The organism is Rhizorhabdus sp., assembly GCF_018006725.1.
GTDB lineage: Bacteria > Pseudomonadota > Alphaproteobacteria > Sphingomonadales > Sphingomonadaceae > Rhizorhabdus.
The window spans coordinates 1-19,140 of sequence record NZ_JAGMXV010000080.1 but is presented as its reverse complement, the minus strand read 5'-3'; the positions used below and the strand labels follow the sequence as shown (position 1 = coordinate 19,140).

General features: G+C 65.8%; 17 protein-coding genes and 1 tRNA gene. 6 read left to right on the top strand and 12 right to left on the bottom strand.

Annotation, left to right across the window (positions count from 1 at the left end; all coding sequences use genetic code 11):
• Positions 1–947 (bottom strand): ATP-binding cassette domain-containing protein (locus tag KAY22_RS12790; RefSeq protein ID WP_296623836.1); only part of this gene is annotated, 947 nt, incomplete at its 3' end.
• 89 nt (positions 948–1,036) lie between these two features.
• Between KAY22_RS12790 and KAY22_RS12785 the strand changes: the two genes are divergently transcribed.
• Genes KAY22_RS12785 through KAY22_RS12775 form a run of 3 tightly spaced genes read left to right on the top strand, consistent with a single transcriptional unit; the run spans position 1,037 to position 3,464 of the window.
• A complete protein-coding gene (locus KAY22_RS12785) occupies positions 1,037–1,345 on the top strand; it encodes a PepSY domain-containing protein (RefSeq protein ID WP_296623835.1) in 309 nt (102 codons plus the stop codon).
• 36 nt (positions 1,346–1,381) lie between these two features.
• Positions 1,382–2,044 carry a response regulator transcription factor gene (locus KAY22_RS12780; RefSeq protein WP_165323976.1) on the top strand — a complete coding sequence of 221 codons (663 nt, stop codon included), beginning with the start codon at positions 1,382–1,384 and terminating at the stop codon, positions 2,042–2,044.
• A 4-nt stretch (positions 2,045–2,048) separates the two neighbouring features.
• Positions 2,049–3,464: a sensor histidine kinase gene (locus KAY22_RS12775; RefSeq protein WP_296623839.1), complete on the top strand. Its 1,416-nt coding sequence runs from the start codon at positions 2,049–2,051 to the stop codon at positions 3,462–3,464.
• Between the two features lie 7 nt (positions 3,465–3,471).
• On the opposite strand, the gene KAY22_RS12770 is transcribed toward KAY22_RS12775, so the two are convergent.
• The 4 genes from KAY22_RS12770 to KAY22_RS12755 form a co-directional block, all read right to left on the bottom strand.
• Entirely contained in the window at positions 3,472–4,296 is an 825-nt protein-coding gene (locus KAY22_RS12770; protein WP_296623834.1) for an ATP-binding protein, read from the bottom strand.
• Between the two features lie 245 nt (positions 4,297–4,541).
• Positions 4,542–5,897, bottom strand: coding sequence for a PEP-CTERM-box response regulator transcription factor (gene prsR, locus KAY22_RS12765; RefSeq protein ID WP_296623833.1), 1,356 nt, complete (start codon positions 5,895–5,897; stop codon positions 4,542–4,544).
• The gene (gene prsK, locus KAY22_RS12760) at positions 5,894–8,044 is read right to left on the bottom strand and encodes an XrtA/PEP-CTERM system histidine kinase PrsK (RefSeq protein ID WP_296623832.1); all 2,151 of its coding nucleotides are present in this window, start codon (positions 8,042–8,044) and stop codon (positions 5,894–5,896) included. The genes prsR and prsK overlap by 4 nt, the downstream gene beginning before the upstream one ends.
• A 3-nt stretch (positions 8,045–8,047) precedes the next feature.
• Positions 8,048–9,436, bottom strand: coding sequence for a TIGR03013 family XrtA/PEP-CTERM system glycosyltransferase (locus KAY22_RS12755; protein WP_296623831.1), 1,389 nt, complete (start codon positions 9,434–9,436; stop codon positions 8,048–8,050).
• Between the two features lie 95 nt (positions 9,437–9,531).
• On the opposite strand from KAY22_RS12755, the gene KAY22_RS12750 reads away from it, so the two are divergent.
• Positions 9,532–10,617 (top strand): mannose-1-phosphate guanylyltransferase/mannose-6-phosphate isomerase, encoded by a 1,086-nt coding sequence (locus tag KAY22_RS12750; protein ID WP_296623838.1) that lies wholly within the window; start codon positions 9,532–9,534, stop codon positions 10,615–10,617.
• Here KAY22_RS12750 and KAY22_RS12745 read toward each other — a convergent pair whose 3' ends face one another.
• Positions 10,618–12,006: a short-chain fatty acyl-CoA regulator family protein gene (locus KAY22_RS12745; RefSeq protein WP_296623830.1), complete on the bottom strand. Its 1,389-nt coding sequence runs from the start codon at positions 12,004–12,006 to the stop codon at positions 10,618–10,620.
• Positions 12,007–12,314: 308 nt separating this feature from the next.
• Between KAY22_RS12745 and KAY22_RS12740 the strand changes: the two genes are divergently transcribed.
• Positions 12,315–12,680, top strand: coding sequence for a response regulator (locus KAY22_RS12740; protein ID WP_296623829.1), 366 nt, complete (start codon positions 12,315–12,317; stop codon positions 12,678–12,680).
• Positions 12,681–12,704: 24 nt separating this feature from the next.
• On the opposite strand, the gene KAY22_RS12735 is transcribed toward KAY22_RS12740, so the two are convergent.
• The 5 genes from KAY22_RS12735 to KAY22_RS12715 form a co-directional block, all read right to left on the bottom strand.
• The gene (locus KAY22_RS12735) at positions 12,705–13,994 is read right to left on the bottom strand and encodes an amidohydrolase (RefSeq protein ID WP_296623828.1); all 1,290 of its coding nucleotides are present in this window, start codon (positions 13,992–13,994) and stop codon (positions 12,705–12,707) included.
• On the bottom strand, positions 13,994–14,629 hold the full coding sequence (locus tag KAY22_RS12730; RefSeq protein ID WP_296623827.1) for a DUF4893 domain-containing protein: 636 nt from the start codon (positions 14,627–14,629) through the stop codon (positions 13,994–13,996). Before KAY22_RS12730 ends, KAY22_RS12735 begins: the two co-directional genes overlap by 1 nt.
• 112 nt (positions 14,630–14,741) lie before the next feature.
• Complete coding sequence (locus KAY22_RS12725; protein ID WP_296623826.1) at positions 14,742–15,527, bottom strand: 3-hydroxybutyrate dehydrogenase; 786 nt, start codon at positions 15,525–15,527, stop codon at positions 14,742–14,744.
• Between the two features lie 47 nt (positions 15,528–15,574).
• Positions 15,575–16,720 (bottom strand): patatin-like phospholipase family protein, encoded by a 1,146-nt coding sequence (locus tag KAY22_RS12720; RefSeq protein WP_296623837.1) that lies wholly within the window; start codon positions 16,718–16,720, stop codon positions 15,575–15,577.
• Positions 16,721–16,838: 118 nt separating this feature from the next.
• Positions 16,839–17,696, bottom strand: coding sequence for a DUF2171 domain-containing protein (locus KAY22_RS12715; RefSeq protein ID WP_296623825.1), 858 nt, complete (start codon positions 17,694–17,696; stop codon positions 16,839–16,841).
• A 227-nt stretch (positions 17,697–17,923) separates the two neighbouring features.
• On the opposite strand from KAY22_RS12715, the gene KAY22_RS12710 reads away from it, so the two are divergent.
• A tRNA-Ala gene (locus KAY22_RS12710) sits at positions 17,924–17,999 on the top strand.
• A gap of 55 nt (positions 18,000–18,054) precedes the next feature.
• Here the strand turns inward: KAY22_RS12710 and KAY22_RS12705 are convergent.
• Positions 18,055–19,140: site-specific integrase (locus KAY22_RS12705; protein WP_296623824.1), on the bottom strand; the 1,086-nt coding region annotated here is incomplete at its 5' end.

Sequence of the window (19,140 nt, the reverse complement as noted above, 5' to 3'; positions counted from 1 at the left end):
TTCGCGCCGACGACACCGATCCGGTCGCCCCGCGTGATCCGGAACGTCAGGTCGCGGATGATCGTGCGGTCGCCAAAGGCCTTGGTGACGTGCTCGGCGTCGATCACGACCTTGGTCTTGACGTCGTCGGCCCCGATCGAGAGCTTCGCCGTTCCCTGCGGGCCCATCATCGCCTTGCGGGCCGCGCGCATCTCGATCAGCTTGGTGAGCCGGCCCTGGTTGCGCTTGCGCCGCGCGGTGACGCCACGGTGCAGCCAATGCTCCTCCAGCTTCAGCCGCGCGTCGAGCCGCTCGGCGTTGCGGGCCTCGTCTTCATAGACCTTTTCGGTCCACGCCTCGAAGCCGCCGAAGCCGACTTCGTTGCGCCGGATGGAACCGCGATCGAGCCACAGCGTCTGCTTGGTGAGGCGGGTCAGGAAGGTGCGATCATGGCTGATCACGACGAACGCGCCGCCGAAGCGGCCGAGCCAGGCTTCGAGCCATTCGATCGCGGCGAGGTCGAGATGGTTCGTCGGCTCGTCGAGCAGCAGCACCTCGGGCTCCTGTGCCAGCGCGCGGGCGATGGCAGCACGGCGACGCTCGCCGCCGCTGGCCGTGGCCGCCTCGCGGTCGAGATCGATCCCGATCTGGCTGGCTATCGCCTCGACGACATGGGCCGGCGGCGCATCGGCGCCCGCCAGCGCGAAGTCGCGCAGCGTCGCATGCCCCGCCATCGACGGCTCCTGCTCGAGCATGATGACACGGGTGCCGGGCACGATCGTGCGCAGCCCCTCGTCGGAATCGATCTTTCCGGCGAGCAGCTTGAGCAATGTCGTCTTGCCCGCGCCGTTGCGCCCGATCAGGGCCAGCCGGTCGCGCGGCGCGATATTGATGTCGAGACCCCGGAACAGCCAACCGCTGCCCTGCACGACGCCAAGATTCTGATAGGAAAGTATGGGAGCGGACATGTGTCTTACTGATGCAACAGGTGTGGGCTTTCTGCCGAAGCACGAACATTCATGCCCTATTCAAGCCCATGACCCTATGCCTATACCCCATGTCAATGCGTAACCCCGTTGCCGCCCTCTCGCTGGCGTTGCTTTTCGTTGCCGCGTCGCCCGCTTCGGCGGACCGGAATCGCGTGCCCGAACAGGATGCCCTGCGCGCAGGCGTGCAGTCGGGCGAATATCTTCCCTATTCCGAAATGCGCGCCCGCGCGCAGGGTCGCGTCGAGGGCCGCATGATCGGTTCCGAATTCGATCCGGGAACCGGACGCTACCGTTTCAAGTTTCAGCGGGGCGGTTCGGTGATATGGATGGACATGGACGGCCGCACCGGTCGCGAACTGGGTCGCGTCGGCCAATGAACTCGACCCCGGATGGGGTTCTGAAAAGGGGAAGCAATGCGCGTCCTTATCGTCGAGGATGAACCGAATCTGGGGCGCCAGCTGCGCGCCACGCTCGAAGGCGCCGGCTATGCCATCGACCTCGCCACCGACGGCGAGGATGGGCATTTCCTGGGGTCGACCGAAAGCTATGACGCGATCATCCTCGATCTCGGCCTGCCCGAAGTCGACGGCCTGACCGTGCTCGATCGCTGGCGCCGCGAGGGTCGCGATGTTCCCGTGCTGGTGTTGACGGCGCGCGACAGCTGGTCCGACAAGGTCGCGGGGCTCGATGCGGGCGCCGACGACTATCTGACCAAGCCCTTCCAGACCGAAGAGCTGATCGCCCGCCTGCGCGCGCTGATCCGCCGCGCTTCGGGCAACGCCTCGTCCGAACTGACCGCCGGCGATGTGCGCCTCGATACGCGCAGCGGCAAGGTGACGCTGGCTGGCGAGCCGGTGAAGCTGACCGCGCAGGAATATAAGCTGCTCAGCTATCTGCTCCACCACAAGGGCAAGGTCGTCAGCCGCACCGAGCTGATCGAGCATATCTACGATCAGGATTTCGATCGCGACTCCAACACGATCGAAGTCTTCGTCACCCGTATCCGCAAGAAGCTGGGCCAGGATGTGATCACGACCATCCGTGGGCTCGGCTATTCGCTGGATGATCCCGCTTAAGGCGATGCCGGCCGCTTTCAAGGGCTGGCTCTCGCGAGAGGCCGGCCCCCGGCGCCATTCGACCGGCTCCCTTACCCGCCGCATGATCTCGATTGCGGCGCTGTGGATCATCGTCCTGCTCGTCGGCGGGGGCTTTGCCCTCGACCGGGTGCTGAGCGAGGCGATCACCCGCAATTTCGACGGCCAGCTCGAATATGTGCTGAACGCGATGATCGGATCGGCCGAGATCGGCCCCGATGGCGAGGTCCGCTTCAACCGGCCACTCGGCGACCAGCGCTTTCTGGAGCCCTATTCGGGGCTTTACTGGCAAGTCTCCGGGCCGGGTCACGAGCCCTTCCGATCACGCTCGCTGTGGGACCGGGCGCTCCGCCAGGACGCCAAGCATCATGGCCGCGCGCTGCACGTCGACAATAGCGACGAGTTCGATGGCGAGCCGCTGCGCGTGCTCGACCGCGAGATACGCCTGCCCGGCTCGGACACCGAATGGCGCTTCGAGGTCGCCGCCAGTCGCGCCGCGCTCGACGATCAGATAGCGGTGCTGCGGCGAACGCTGGTCCGCTCCTTCGCGATATTGGGGCTCGGCCTGATCATCCTCGCCGCGCTGCAGGCGACCTATGGCCTGTGGCCGCTGCGCAGCCTGCGCCGGGCGGTCGCCTCGGTAAGTTCGGGCATCAGTTCACGGATCGAGGCGCGCTTTCCGAACGAGGTCCAGCCGCTCGTCGACGAGCTCAACGAACTGCTCGCACACAATGAACGGCAGGCCGAGGAGGCGCGGCGCCACGCCGGCAACCTCGCCCATGCCCTGAAGACCCCGCTGACCGTGCTGATGAACGAGGCGACCGCCAACACGCCCGAGCTGGCGGAGACGGTCGTGCGGTCGACGACGATGATGCGGCGGCAGGTCGACCACCATCTCGCCCGCGCCCGCGCGGTCGGACGCCGCGCCAACGCCCAGGCCCGTGCCGAGGTCTGGCCTTCGCTCAAGGCGGTCGAGCGCGCGGTCAACCGGATGCACCGGCACGTCACGGTCGATCTGGCCGGCGACAAGGAGGCGATCGTCCATGTCGAGCGGCAGGACCTCGACGAAATCCTCGGCAATCTGATCGAGAATGCCGCCAAATATGGCCAAGGCCGCGTCTTCGTGACGGTCGGCCGCGTCGTCCGCGACCTGCCGGGCAACCGCAAGGCCGAGCAGGTCGAGATATTGATCGAGGACGACGGCCCCGGCATCCCGGAGGCCGAACGGGGCAAGTTGTTCGAGCGCGGCGCACGGCTCGATACGGGCAAGCCGGGCACGGGCCTAGGCCTCGCCATCGTGCGCGACGTGATCGGCATCTATGGCGGATCGATCAGCCTCGAGGAAAGCGAGGATCTAGGCGGCCTTCAGATTCGCGTGCGGCTGCCCGGCGGCGGAAGCTGAACGCGCGTCAGAGCGCCTTGCCGGCCCGCCCCGCCAGTTCGACCACATATTGCCAGGCGACACGCCCCGAGCGGCTGCCCCGCTGGGTGGCCCATGCGATCGCGTCGAGCGGCTCGAAACCGAGCCCATAGCGGTCGGCATAGCCCTTCACCATCGCGACATAGGCGTCCTGGTCGCAGACGTGGAAGCCGAGGGAGAGGCCGAAACGGTCGGCCAGCGCCAGCTTGTCGTCGACCACGTCGCGCGGATTGATCGCGCTGTCCTGTACCTTCAGGTCGCGCGGCACGATGTGGCGGCGATTGGCGGTGACGTGCAGCCGCGCATTGGCCGGACGCGCTTCGGCCCCACCCTCCAGCATCGAGCGCAGGACGCGTGGGCCATGCCCGCCCGCTTCCTCGTCGAAGCCGAGATCGTCGATGAACAGCAGGAAGGCGCGCGGCACCTCCGCGATCAGCGCGAACAGGCGCGGCAGGTCCTCGATCTTCTCGCCCGCAATTTCGATCAGGGCGATGTCATGCCCTTCGCCGCCCAGATGCCCGACCGCCGCCTTGACCAGCGCCGACTTTCCCGCCCCGCGTGCGCCCCAGAGCAGCACGTCATGCGCCGCCGCCCCCTGCGCCAGCCGCCGCGCATTTTCGAGGAGAGCGGCCTTCTGCGCGTCGATCCCCGTCAGCAGGTCGAGCGGCAACGGCGCAAAGGCCCGTGCCGCCGCCAGCCCATGGTCCCGCCAGACATAAGCCGGGTGCGCCACCGGATCGGCATGCGGCGCCGGCGGCGGCGCGAGGCGTTCGAGGGCGTCGGCGATGCGGCGGAGCGTGTCGGGATCAGTCATGGGAGCGAGATAGCGGTCGGCCCGATCGCATTCCAGCGAAAGCTGGCGCGGTACGCGCGGCGGAGTACTGGAATCGGAGCGCAGGCGCTCACTTGCTGAAGGCACAACGAAAGGGACAACCCAGCCCGGCGTCATTCCTGCGCAGGCGGGAATCCACGGTCACGGGACGTAGTGTTGTCGAACGTACCGCCGTCCGTGGATTCCCGCCTTCGCGGGAATGACGAATGAGGAGGGCTGGCGCGCCTTCACGCTTCCATCCCATATTGCTTGAGCAGATCGTACAACGTCGGCCGGCTGATCCCGAGCATCTTCGCGGCGCTCGAGATATTGCCCTCGCTGCGGGCCAGCGCGCGGCTGATCGCGGTGCGGTCGGCGACTTCGCGGACGGCTTTCAGGTTGAGATAGCCGCCATCCTCGCGTTCGGGTGCGAGATCGAGGTCGTCGGCGGTGACCAGCTTGCCGTCAGCCATGATGACGGCGCGCTTGAGCTTGCTCTCCAGCTCGCGGACATTGCCCGGCCAGCGCCAGCCGTCGATTGCCGCCAGCGCGTCGGGCGCGAAGCCCTTGACCGGCGAGCCCATCTCGCGCGCCAGCCGGCGAAGCAGCGCGCGGGCGATCAGCAGCGCGTCGCCGGGGCGTTCGGCCAATGTCGGGATGCGCACGACGATCTCGGCGAGACGGTAATAGAGATCTTCGCGGAAGCGCCCCTCGCCGATCATCGCTTCGAGATTCTGGTGGGTGGCGCAGACGATGCGCGTGTCGACCGCAATCGCCTTGCGGCTCCCGATCCGTTCGATCACCCGCTCCTGCAGGAAGCGCAGCAGCTTGACCTGCAACGGCAGCGGGATGTCGCCGACCTCGTCGAGGAACAGCGTGCCGCCCTGCGCCAGTTCGATCTTGCCCTCGGTGGTCTTGATCGCCCCGGTGAAGGCCCCCTTCTCATAGCCGAACAGCTCGGCCTCGAGCAGATTCTCCGGGATCGCCGCGCAGTTGATCGCGACGAAGGCCCCGGCGGCGCGCTTGCTCGCCCGGTGGACCATCCGTGCCAGCACTTCCTTGCCGGTGCCGCTGGCGCCGAGCAGCATCACCGACACGTCGGTATTGGCGACCCGCTCGATCGTGCGGACGACCTTGAGCATGGCAGGGTCGTTGGTCAGCAGCCCGCTATCCTCGTCGACGCCCTGCTGCGCCTGGAGCCGGGCATTTTCGCGCTCCAGATCGTGCAACTGGAAGGCACGGGCGACGATCAGGCCCAGTTCGTCGATCTCGACCGGCTTATGATAATAATCATAGGCACCCGCCGCGATCGCCCGCAGCGCGCCTTCGCGCGCGCCATGGCCCGATGCGACGATGACCTTGGTGTCGGGCTTGAGCGAGAGGATGGCGTCGAGCGTCGCGAACCCCTCGCTGGTCCCGTCGGGATCGGGCGGCAGGCCCAGATCGAGGGTGACGACCGCCGGCTCATAATGGCGCAGGGCATCGATCGCGGCCGCCCGCGTCGTCGCAGACACCACTTCATAATCTTCGAACGCCCAGCGCAGCTGCTTCTGCAGCCCCTCGTCATCCTCGACGATCAACAGACGCTGGCGGGGGCTGCTCATGCGCGAGCCTCCTCTTTGTCGGCAGACGGGCCGGTCAGCGGCACCTCGGGCAGCAGGATGGCGAAGCGGCTCCCCTCTCCCTCGCGGCTGTGCACGTCGATCCTTCCGCCCATCGACGCGACAATCTCGCGCGCCTCATAGGTGCCGATACCGAACCCGCCCTGCTTGGTCGACGAAAAGGGGTGAAAAAGGCGGGTGCGGATGAACTCGGGCGCCATGCCGCATCCCTGGTCGACGACCTCGACGACCGCCTGTGCGTCACGGCGCAGCAGACGCACCTCCACCGGTCTTCCCGACGGGCTCGCATCGATCGCATTCTGGACGAGATGGCCCAGCGCCTGGCCGAAGCGGTCGGGATCGACCGAGGCAGAGACGTCGTCCTGGCTGACGATATGGACCCTGGCCGCGTCGACCCGGTCCCTGACCGCCTCCTCCACCAGCATGCGCAGCGCGTGCGGCGCCGGCTCGTCGGGGCGGGCGCGGTGATGTTGCGAGAGGCGGGCCAGCATATCGTTCATCTTGTCGACCGAATTGCGCAGCGTGTCGATCATGTCCGCGCGGAATTCGGGTTTGTCGGCGTGGCGCTCGGCGTTGCGGGCGAGCAGGCTGAGCTGGCTCACCAGATTCTTGATGTCATGCATGATGAAGGCGAAGCGCCGGTTGAACTCGTCGAAGCGGCGTGCGTCCGACAGCGCCTCCTGCCCCCGCGCCTCGGCGAGATAGCTGGCGACCTGTCGCCCGGCGACGCGCAGCAGATCATGATCCTCCTCGTCGAGCAGGCGCGGGGCGGCAGGGCGTTCGAGCAGGACCGCGCCCACCAGCCGGTCGAAGTGGATCAGTGGCACGAGCACCCAGGCGCTCGCCTCACCGCGCATCCATTCGGGAAGCGGCACGGCCGGCAGATCGCCGCCGGGTTCGCCTGCAAGATCGACGATCTCCCCGCGCTCCAGGTGGCTCGTCAGATCGGCGGGCGCGGCATGGAGCGGCGCATCGAGCCCCGGCCAGTTCCACCGCGCCGAGGCCATCAGCCCGCCCTGCTCGGACGCAAGCAGCAACAGCCCGCCGGGCGCATCCAATATGTCGGCCACCGCCTTCACCGTGCGCTCGGCCAGCGCGGGCGCGGCTTCACCGGGCCGGCCAAGCGTCTCGGTGAAGCGCCGCCATTCGACGCGATAATCGTAGCGATGCTGAAACAGGCGACGCGCCATCGCCTTCTTGAGGCGGCGGCGATAACGGCTGGACGGAAAGAGCGAGAGAGCGACGGCCAGTACCGCCGCCGCGATCGTCACCTGCGGCAGCCAGCGCACCGCCGCCACGACCGCGAGCAGCCGGGCCACGAGCAGCATCAACGCAAGATAGGCGCCGCTCAGGACGAGCGTGATCGTCTGGAAACGCGCGCCCCGCGAGACGCGCACGCGGTCGAGCGTGGCGAAGCGTCCCGCCGTGACCAGCAGCGGCGCTATCATCATCAGCACTATGCCGCGCAGCCCGAACAGCCACATCGGCCAGGCGCTCATCAGATAGGCGACGGTCGCCAGATTGAGGTCGAACGTCCAGAGCAGCGCCAGTGCGAGCATCGGCGAGGCGATGCGGATGCGCACCTCGGGCGAGGCCGCCGCATAAAGATTGTGCAGCAGACACAGCCCACCGATCGCGATGAAGGCGCGGATCGACTGATCGGTCAGGAACAGGCCGGTCTGGATGCGCGGGCTGCCGTCGAAGGCCAGCGGCAGCAGCTTCATGACCACGGTCGTCGCGATCAGCCCGCCGAGCAGCACATAGATGGCCAGGATCAGCGGCTGGCGATGCTCGCGCGCCACGGGCGGCTGGAGGGCGAAGAGAAAGCCGAGCCACGCCGCATCGACGAGGCTCTTGGCGACGTTGGCCGTGATGCTCGCCGCACCGTCCTTCGCAACCAGCACACACCAGAGCGCCGTCAGCGCGCCTGCGACCGTGAGCATGACGCGCCGCGCGCCCCCGGTGCGGACGGTCGCCTGCCAGCAGACCAGCGCCGCGAACATGATCGCCGCCAGCGCATGACTCCACTGGATCGTACCGAAGACGAGCGGCGCGGGCAGGGCGTCGGAATAGACGCTGGGCTGGGCCGCCTGCTGGGCCAGCATCGCGGCTTCGAGCCCCCGCGCCATCGCCTAGCGCGCTCCCTCCGCCCAGAGCAGGACGCGGATCGTCTGGAGAATGATCAGCACGTCGAGGAACGGGCTGTAATTCTTGGTATAGTAGAGATCATATTCGAGCTTGTGGCGGGCATCGTCGAGGCTGGCGCCATAGGGATAGTTGATCTGCGCCCAGCCGGTGATGCCGGGCTTCACCATATGCCGCTCGGCGTAGAGGGGGATTTGCTGCTCAAGCTCCTGGACGAACTCGGGCCGTTCCGGGCGCGGCCCGACGAAGCTCATATCCCCCTTCAGCACGGTCCACAGCTGGGGCAGTTCGTCGACCCGGATCAGGCGGATGATCCGGCCGATGCGGGTGACGCGCGGATCGCCCTTCTGCGCCCAGATCGCATTGCCGCCGGCTTCGGCGTCCTGCCGCATCGAGCGCAGTTTCAGGATTTCGAAGGTCTCGCCATAGCGTCCGACGCGGATCTGCCGGTAAAAGGCCGGCCCGGGGCTGTCGATCTTGACGATCAGAGCCGTAAGCAGGATCACCGGCGCCGTGATCAACAGGATCAGCGCACTGACCAGCAGATCGAAGCCGCGCTTCAGCACCGCCGACAATTGCCGCCCGGACGAGAATCCGTCGGAGAAGATCAGCGTCGACGGGCGGACGGTGTCGAGATCGATCCGGCCCATCTCGCGTTCGAGAAAATCGGAAATATCGATGATGTGGACGCCGGTCGTCTTCAGACGCAGCAAAGCGTCGACCGGCACGGTGTTGCGCCGCTCGTCGAGCGCCAGCACCACCTCCTGCGCCTCCACGCGATCGACAAGATCATGCAGGCTGGCGACGTCGGTGCGGATCACGGCGCCCGACACCTGCGCCGGAGCGTCCTGCATGTCGACGCAGCCGACGATCCGAAAGCCCGACCCGACCCGGTGTTCCAGGTCGACGACGCGCTTCCCCCGGCGCCCCGCGCCGAGCAGCAGCACCCGGCGCTTGAACACATCGCCGCTGAAGAAACCGCCGAGGAGCACCCGGACCATCATCAGCAGGACGACCGCCAGCACCATCGAGTAGAGCGAATTGGAGCGCCACAGGGTGAGTTCGGGGAGAATGAAAAAAAGCACCGACATCAGGATGACGCCGAGCGAGATCGCGACGAGCAGGCGCGCGGCGGCAAAGCGCATGTTCTTGACGGATTCGGGCGAATAGCAGCCGACCCCGATCATCGATGCCTGGATGGCCAGCGCGAAGGTGATCAGTTGGGGGGCCCTGTCCCACACCGGCCCCGGAATGCTGCCGATCTGGCGCAGGCGCAGCACCCAGCCGGCTTCGGCCACCAGCAACAGCACCGCAAGGTCGATCACGCACAGCAGGATGACCGGGTAGGCGACATAATGTTTGAACAGCCTCACCATCGCCGATGCCGCACCATCGGTTCAGCCCCCACCTTCATGAAACCCCCTTGCCGCCAGTCCGTTACCTGTCGGATAACGACATCTTCTTCTGGACCATGGAGCCCGTCATTTCCACCACCATAATCACCCCGGTCATCCTCTCGGGTGGATCGGGCACGCGGCTCTGGCCCCTTTCACGGTCGCACCGGCCCAAGCAACTGCTCCCGCTGACCTGCGAGCGGACCATGCTGCAGATGACATCCGACCGCTGCCGCGACGCAGCCCACTTCGCCGCACCGATCATCGTCACCAACGCCCTGCACGCGACCGAGATCGCGCAGCAACTGGCCGAGGAAGCACCGCGCGCGATCATATTGGAACCGGCCGGCCGCAACACGGCGCCCGCCATCGCACTGGCAGCGCTCGAGGTCGCGCCTGAAACGCCGCTTCTGGTGATGCCCAGCGACCATGTGATCGAGGATGTGCCCGCCTTCCATGCAGCTATCGCTGCTGCCCTGCCCCTGGTCGAGCAGGGCTGGCTCATCACCTTCGGCATCACGCCGGACAAACCCGAGACCGGCTATGGCTATATCCGCCGGGGCGAGGCGGTCGCGCCTGGCGTGCAGAAGGTCGACGCCTTCGTCGAAAAGCCGTCGATCGAGCGGGCGAGCGACTATCTGGCCGACGGCAATTATAGCTGGAATGGTGGCATCTTCCTGTTCCGGGCCGATGCCTATCTGGTGGCGCTGGAGCAGTTCGAACCCGAGATGGTCGCCGCCGTCCGCGCCTCGCTGAGCGATGCCGCACGCGAAGGCCGGATGGTGATCCCTGCTGCCGACGCCTTCCTGTCGGCCAAATCGGAATCGATCGATTATGCGGTTATGGAGAAGGCCGATCGCGTGGCGGTCGTGCCGGTCGAGATGGGCTGGTCCGACGTCGGCAGCTGGGACGCGCTCCACGCGCTCGGTACCAGCGACGGATCGGGCAATGTGATCAAGGGCGACGTGCTGGCGATCGATACCGAAGGCTGCCTGCTGCGCAGCGAAGGCCCGGTGATCACGACCGCCGGCGTGCGCGACCTGATCGTGGTGGCGACCCGCGATGCCGTGATGATCCTGCCGCGCGGATCAAGCCAGGAGGTGAAGAAGATCGTCGAGGGGCTGAAAGCCACCGGCCACGCCACGCTCGACATTCCTTTCTGATCAGTCGCCGACGAAGGAGAAGGGCGCCAAGCCGCGCTCGCGCTCGTTGATCGTCACAGCCCTGCCCGCCGGGGGAGCGGCGCGCTGGACGCAATCGGGCCGCTGGCAGTGAGTGCAACCCAGTCCGATCCGTTCCGCGGGCCCGGACAAATCCACGCCGCGGGCAATGGCGAGCGATGTCGCATGCTCCGCCGCGACGCCCACCGCCACAACATGTTCGGCTGCGGGCACGCCCGCCGCGCCGCCATGGTGGCGGACGCTGCGCGCAATGGTGAACCAGCGCGAACCATCTTCGAGTTCGGCCAGTTGATGGAGCAGCCTCCCCGGCTGGCTGAAGCCGTGATGGATGACCCAGAGCGGGCAGCGATGGACCGCATAGACGAGCGCGGCGCCACTGGCACCAGGATAGCCCTTGGACATCTGCCCGGCCCGGTCGATCCGCAGCATGAAGAAGGGAAGCCCGCGCGCGCCGACCCTTTGTAGGGTCGTCAGCCGGTGCGCGACCTGTTCATATCCGGCGCCGAAGCGCCGCTGGAGCAACTGAATATCATAGCCGCTCGCTTCGCAGGCGCGCAGGAAGCGACCATAGGGCATCATCAGGGCCGCCGCGACATAGGATGTCACATGCTGGCGGTAGAGCCGCTCAGCCGGACGGTCGCCGAAGGCCGCGCCTGAGACCAGCGCTTCGATCCCCGCCTTGGCCTCGATCTGGGCGAGCTGGAAGGCCGCCTGGAAAGTTCGCGCCGCCGGATCGAGCAGTTCTGACAGCTGCAATTGCCGCGCGTGCAGGTCGAGCCGACGCAGCCGGTCCGGCATCACGTCGAACGGCAGGATCCGGATCGCCAGCTGGTGACGCACCCGCAATCGCTCGGCGATCGCGCCATAGAGATCACCCGCACCGATACGCAACTCATCGGCCAGCGCTTCCGCCTCGGCGTCGAGATCGGCAAAATGGTTGCGCCAGCGCTCGATCTCCCGCCGAACCTTGGCGACCGGCGAGGGACCATCGGCCTCCATCACGCCGCCCCCCTCGCGCCAGCGGTCGAACAGCCGGGCAAAGGCCTCGGCCGCCCCCGGCGCATTGTCCATCCAAGCCTCCAGCTCGGCGCGATCGACCGAAAGGTCGGCGAACAGCGGATCGCCCAGCCGCCGACGCATCGCTGCAGCACCGCCGCCGGGTTCTTCCTGGCTAAGGCTACGAACATCGAAGTCGAAGAGCTCGGCCAGACGCAGGATAAGGCTCGCTGTCAGCGGACGACGATTGCCTTCGATCAACGCGAGATAGCTGTCGGAAATGCCCAGCATTTCGGCCATCGCCTGTTGAGTCAGGTGCTGATCCCGCCGCAGACGCCGCACCCGTGGTCCGGCGAAGATCCCCTGCTTGGCCATGTTATCGTCCGTAAAATATTTACAAGATTACACAGCCCTTAACGCACCGCCGGACAAACGCACATGAAAATCGTGCCGCCGGGGATGGCGGGCGGGCGCAAACGCCGCCAGAAGACCATCACGTCGAGACGCTGACGGCCATGCCACGCCGCCGTTGCGACACCGAGCTTTTCCTGGGGAGGAAGAGATACGCCCGTCAGGCCCGGCCTGGCGGGCGTAATCCTGTTAGTGAACTATCGATGGCGATTGCGTCGGTAACATATATCGTTCATCACGCGCTCAAGGGGGAATTTCGTAGAAGGACTGAAATGGCTACCGAACCCCCTGCGGGAACCCGTGTGCTGATCGTCGAGGATGAGACGATCATCGCGATGACGGCGGAAGACATGCTCGAGGAAGTCGGCTGCACGACGGTTGCCGTCGCCGCGAACGTCGACGAAGCGCTGGCCCGGGCCGAGGATACCGAATTCGACATCGCCCTGCTCGACCTCAATCTCGGCAGCGAGAACAGCCTGGCCGTTGCCCATGTCCTGAGGGAAAGCGGCCGCCGCTTCCTCTTCGCGACCGGCTATGAAGGCCTGCCACCGGGCAGCGGCTTCGACAATGCACCGGTCATCGCCAAGCCCTATCGGCTCGACCAGCTCGCATCCGCCATCGCCGCAGCCCTCGCCTGAGACGAGGCCTGCGGCAGGCACGGCCTATCCTTTCTTGAGCACGTCCAGCGCCGCCGCCGTCATCGCCTCGACAGCCGTCGAAATGACGGCGTCGGCATCGGGTGCCCAGAAGGGGCTGTGGATCGACGGCAGCTTCGTGACATCGCCCCCGGCGGCCTTCCACTTTTCCTGCGGCACGCCCCCGACCCAGAAGAGCATCGACTGGATCGATTTGTCGGCAAGATAGAATTCGCTGAAATCCTCGCCACCCATTTGCGGCTTGATCATCTTGACCCGCTCCGCACCGAAACGACCGCGGAACAGATCGACCATGTGGGTCGTGACGTCATGGGTGTTGAAGGTGGCGGGGGTGCGCTGGTCCTGCAGCGTTACCACAGGCAGCTTGTCCTCCGGCAGGCCCGCCGCAATCCCCTCCCCCTTGGCGATCCGCGCAATGCCGTCGAGCAGATGCTCGCGCACCTCGGGCGTGTAGGAGCGCACCGTGATCTGCAGCTTCGCCTCGGGCGGGATGATGTTGTGCTTGGTGCCGGCCTGGAAACTGCCCACCGTCACGACACCGGACTCGAGCGGATCTGTTTCACGGGAGATCAGCGTCTGCAGGGTGGTTACGATCCGCGAGCCGAGCACGATCGGGTCCTTGGCCAGATGCGGATAGGCGCCGTGGCCACCAACGCCCTTCACGAGGATGTCGACCGAGTCCACATTCGCCATGATGTAGCCGTCGACGGTTCCGATCGTCCCGGCGGGAAGCGATGCGGAATCGTGAAAGGCGATCACGGTCGATGGCTTGGGAAAGCGGCTGTAAAGCCCGTCCTTGAGCATGGCCCGCGCGCCCGAACCGATCTCCTCGGCCGGCTGCCCGACCATGACGAGCGTCCCCGACCAGCGATCCTTCATCGCGGCCATACGACGGGCAACCCCGATCCAGCTCGCCATATGCGTATCGTGGCCGCACGCATGCATTACACCCGGATTCTGGCTGGCATAGGCAAGCCCGGTCTGTTCGGTAACCGGCAGGCCGTCCATGTCGGCGCGCAGCAGCAGCACCGGCCCCGGACCATTGCGCAGGATCGCGACGACGCCCGTCCCGCCGACGCCGCTCGTGACCTCGAAGCCCGCCTTCTTTGCCTCCGCCGCCATGATGGCGGCGCTGCGTCCCTCCTTGAAGCTCAGCTCCGGATGCATGTGCAGATCGCGATAGATGGCGGTCAGGCCCGGCATGTCGGCCTTGACCGCGTCGGCCAGAGGATCGGCGCGCAGCGGCGTGGCGACCATTGCTGCGCCGGCAGCGAGCAGCGAAATCAATTTGATCATCATACCCCCTTGGGAATCAGTTCGAAGACGTCGATGGTGGATTCCCATCGCGGATAGGGAAAGGCGATGCGCCAGCGCTGCGGCCCGATGCGCTCGACGATGCCGGCCATGTCGCGCTCGGTGTCGCGGCCGTAAGGCAGCGGTCGTGCCTCGTCGCCCAGCGACATCGCGCCGAGGAATATCATGCGGCGGCCTTCGTCGGGATAGATCATACCCACCGGCCGCTGCGATCCATCGAGCTTGGCGAAGCGCAAGCCGGCCGCATCAGCGGTCACCCGGCAGGTGAAATAAGGATAAGCAATATAGTCGAGCAGGCCCTTGGTCTGCGCGCCCAGCTTGATCACGCGGCAGCGATAGTCACCGACAGGCAAAGCCGGGTCGTCGATCGCCATGTCCGGTTGCAGCAACGCGCCCTGCGCCGCGACCTGTTGCGGGTTGCTGCTGCGGGCCTTGTCGAGACCGGCTATCCAGGCGCTGCGCCAGCGGGCGATGCGGTCACGGTCGGCCGCGCTGGCGACGCGTTGCCAGCCGGGTGCGCGGTCGGGGGCCGAGGCGCGGTCGACACCGCCATCCTTGCCGCAGCCCGGCAGCGCGAACAGCACGCAAACAGCCAGACCGAGTCGCGATGACTGCAAGCAATCGTCTCCTCACGCCCCTTGCAAAGCATCAGCCTGCCTGCCCGCGCCATGCTTGGCAAGCCCAGCATTTCAGCGATTTACGCAAAGGTGGGAAGCACGGCCTCCACGATCATTGCGCGGTCCAGCCCCCGTCGATCGAGATGTTGGTGCCCGTGATCGAAGACGCTTCGTCACGGCAGAGATAGAGCGCCATGGCAGCGACCTGCTCGACCGTCACGAACTGCTTGGTCGGCTGCCCCGCGAGCAGAACGTCGTTCATCACCTGTTCGCGCGTCATGTTGCGCGCCCTCATCGTGTCCGGAATCTGGTTTTCGACCAGCGGCGTCCACACATAGCCTGGGCTGATGCAATTGGCGGTGATGCCGAAGGTCGCCGTCTCCAGCGCCACCGTCTTGGTGAAGCCGGCCAGACCATGCTTGGCGGTGACATAGGCCGACTTGAACGGCGACGCTGTCAGCGAGTGCGCCGAAGCCGTCTGAATGATCCGGCCCCATTTGCGCGACTTCATCCAGGGCAGTGCCAGCCGGGTCGTATGAAACGCACTCGTCAGGTTCAGCGCGATGATGAGGTTCCACTTATCGACCGGGAACTCCTCGACCGGAGCGACATGCTGCATGCCGGCGTTGTTGATCAGGATATCGATACCGCCGAAAGCCTTGGCAGCCTCGGCCATCATCGCCTCGATCTGTTCGGCCTTGGTGAGATCATGACCGCTGTAGAGGGCGCCTGCGCCGCTCGCTGCCTCGAGCGCCTTGCGCTCCTGCTCGATCGCGTCAGCATCGCCGAAACCGTTGATGACCACATTCGCGCCCTCGGCAGCGAGGCTCTTGGCATAAGCCAGGCCGATGCCCGAAGTGGAACCGGTGATCAGAGCGGTCTTGCCCTTGAGGAACATGCTAGCGGACTCCTTTGACAGCTTAGGGGGGCAGTTGGAGGGGATATTCAGCGGGTAAGATCGAAGGCGGCGGCGCGGCCGTCATAGATATTGCGCGCGAGCAGTTCGGACCGGCTCATCGTCTCCGCAATGGCGGCGCGGCCGGCCGCGATATGGTCGCGCATCGTCCGCTGAGAAAACTCATAGTCGCGCGAGCCGCCTTCCCAGCGATTGGCACGGTAGATCAGCTGGACGAGGCTCAGGCTGGAACTGCGTGCACGTTCGCGCAGAGCGACGACGTCGGGATCGTCGGCCATATCGGGCGGCAGCTTGTCGAGCAGCCGGCCGATCATCTGCTGGTCCCGTCGGCTTCGGATCAACTGGTCGGATATCTGGCGGGTGCGGCTGGAGAAGCGGATCTCCTTCTCGCGCGCCATGACGTCGAAGATCGTACGTGGAGGTTCGGAGGAGGCCGCAAAAAGGTCGACCTGGAACACCAGCATGTCGCCGGACTGGTTCTCGACGATATGGCTCAGCGGCGTGTTCGAGACGAGCCCCCCGTCCCACCACAGCTTGCCGTCTATCTCGACCGGCGGCAGGCCCGGCGGAAGAGCGCCCGACGCCATGACGTGGCGGGCGTCGATCCGATCGGTGCGGTTGTCGAAATAGCGGAAATTGCCGCTCTCGACCTCGACCGCCCCCACCGAAAAGCGCATCGGCCCGTCGTTGAGCAGGTCCCAGTCGACCAGCGCATCGAGCGTCTCGCGCAATGGCGCGCTGTCATAGACGCTGAGCGCCGCCATCGAGCCGGCCGGCGCGAAGGCCGGTGGAATGAGCCGGGGGCGGAAGAAGCCCGGCACGCCGAAGGTCGCGACCAGCGCGGCTGCGCCTTCATGCAGCGCCTCCCGGCCGAAATCGCCCCCGAAATCACTGCTGAACGGCGCAATGGCCGGAAGCGCCTCGGTGATCCTGTCCCAGAAGGCGTGCAACCTTTCTTGCCTCCGCTCGCACGGATTGCCCGCAATCAGGGCGGCGTTGACCGCGCCGATGGAAATGCCGGCGACCCAATCGATCTCGATCCGGGCGGCATCGAGCGCCTCGAACACGCCGACCTGATAGGCGCCCAGCGCACCACCGCCTTGCAACACCAGCGCCACGCTGTCGGGAAGGGGCAGGCCAGTCGCGGCCTGCCTGGTGGGGTCGGGTTCGGCCATATCGTCATAGTGGGCGCTATGTTGCACCGCATCAAGAGGGACCGTCATCGAACCGCAAGGAAAAGGGGCCGATCCGAAGACCGGCCCCTGCTTCAGTCGCCATGCGACCGGAAAGGCATCAATAGGTGCCGGAAAAAGCCCGGTTGAGGTTGTGCGGACCTTCGTTCCGCTCCTCGTCCTTCCACGCCGCCTGGGCCTGTTCGGCGGTGCGGTTGAGCTTTACCTCGGTCCCGACCTCGGCGATCCAGCTGCAGGGCACCGAATGATGACGACCGCCGGCATCCTTATCGGTCTTGGTCAGCAGGATCCTGTCGCCACGAACATGGTCGACGGTTCCCACATGCGTGCCGTCGGAGCCGACGACTTCCTGATGCTCGCGGACCTGACGAACCGCCGAACGCTGCCCCTGACGCGTCGAGCGCCAGCTGCCGAAATCGCTTTCGAAGCGGCTCTGATTTTCGCGGCGATAGTCGTCATAGTCGCGATCGAGCTCTTCCATCTGGCGGCGGCGCCACTGGCTGTAATTGGGATCCTGTCCCCAACCGTCATGGTCGCGGCCAGCACCGAGACCCCAGCTGCTGGTCGCTCCCGCACCGCGGCCTGCGCCATAGTCCGATCCATAGCCGCTCGAGCCGCCGAGATAACCGCCGCGTGCGCCATAGCCGGAACTCGAGCTGGCGAAGCCACCGCCCGACGGTCCATAGCGCCGTTCGTCCTCGCGCTCGCGGAGCCGCTCGTCCCAGCGCCGCCGACGCTCGGCCTCCTCGTCACCGAACCAGGAGCGAACCTCGTCGCCCGCCCGCTCGAAAAAGCCTCGATCCTCGTCATAGTCGCGCGGCCGCGCATAGCCCCGATCGCCATAGCCGCGATCATAATCGGACCGTCCGCGATAGCCGCGCTCCTCGTCGCGATAGCCATTTCCATAGCGCCGGTCCTGATCGTCCCGATAATAGCGGCTGCTACGTTCGTAACCCATGACATCCTCCTGCTCTGCTGTGATTTTCCCGGGGCTTGCCCGTTGGAAAGGATGTCGCGAAAACGCCTGCCTGGCAGCGACCGTTCCGACACGAGCGGCGGGATGGCAGCGGAAAACGACCGGCGGTTGGTCGCAAGCGTAACGCTTGGAGCGGCGGAAATCCGCGGCCATCGATTTGGCCTGTTGCATCGAACCGCGCCGCCCGCTAGAGGAAGCGCCCGGCGTGCGGGGCTGTAGCTCAGATGGGAGAGCGCTGCAATCGCACTGCAGAGGTCAGGGGTTCGATTCCCCTCAGCTCCACCACCCCACGCCGTTGATTTCTCATCATTGTTTTCACGCCGCAGCGGCATTCTGCGCATTACGCAGCGCGTTTGGTATCGCACTGGTATCGCAAATGCGCGTCGGTGTACTTCCCGACCTCAGCCCAAAATGCCTCCGTCGAATCTATGAACTCCCTCAGATACTCTGGCCGCAAGTGCGTGTAGTTGGCGCCAGAGCCCCTCTCGCTGCTATGGCCTGCTGCGGCGTCAATCTGAGCTTGAGGAACTCCTCTTCGCTGGTGCCACGTGTGGATCGTGTGGCGCAACGTGTTCGGCGTGCCAATGCCGACCATTTTCGGACGCATCTCGGTTTCACCAAGTTTCTTCCGCGGAGGCAGCCATATGGGCTGGCCATCTTTGTCGTTGGCCTGCCTCGCAATCTTAAGACGCGGGGTCGCCATCTGCGCCGCGATAAGACAAGCTTCGAATGCCCTGCTGATGTCGAACGTGTCGCGCTCCAGGAACGCCGGACCGCCTTCCGCTCTTTTTGCCGGCGCGATCGGCACGCGGTATCGAATGACTTTGCCGCTAAGCCCCTCCAGCCAAGGCGCTAGGGTTGGCGCGATTGGCACGATCGATCGGCGCTTGCGGGTCTGTTCTCGGCCGGGAGCGTTGAAGAAGATCAGACCGTCACGAATCTGGTCCGCTTCGAGTTCCAGAATTGCTTCAGAACGACCGTGCGTGCTCAGGTGGATCATGGCGTAAAGATGGACGTGCCGCCGTTCCGGCAGAGCAAATGCGGCATCGAGGATCGCCGCTACCTGTTCCGGGCTATACTCGAGTTCACGATGTCGCTTGCTTCCCTTGACCTCGGCGATTCGGGGACCGTGCGATAACAACTCCTCCCGAATAGCCCAATTAATCGGCCCTCGCAGGGCAGCTAAGTCGCGACTGATGGTCGGGGTGCTGACGCCCTGAGCCTTACGCCACTGAACGAAATCGTTCACAACAGCTCTATTGATCGCTGAAACGACCAGAGGTCCGTTCAGGAGCCCGCGAGCACGACGATCATCAAAAAATTGCTGAAGGACTAGCACGGAGTCAGCATAGCGTCGTCCATTGGCAAGCTGAGCGACATGTTCGGCCAGCCACTTACGAGTGATGTCGTCGATCAGCACATTATC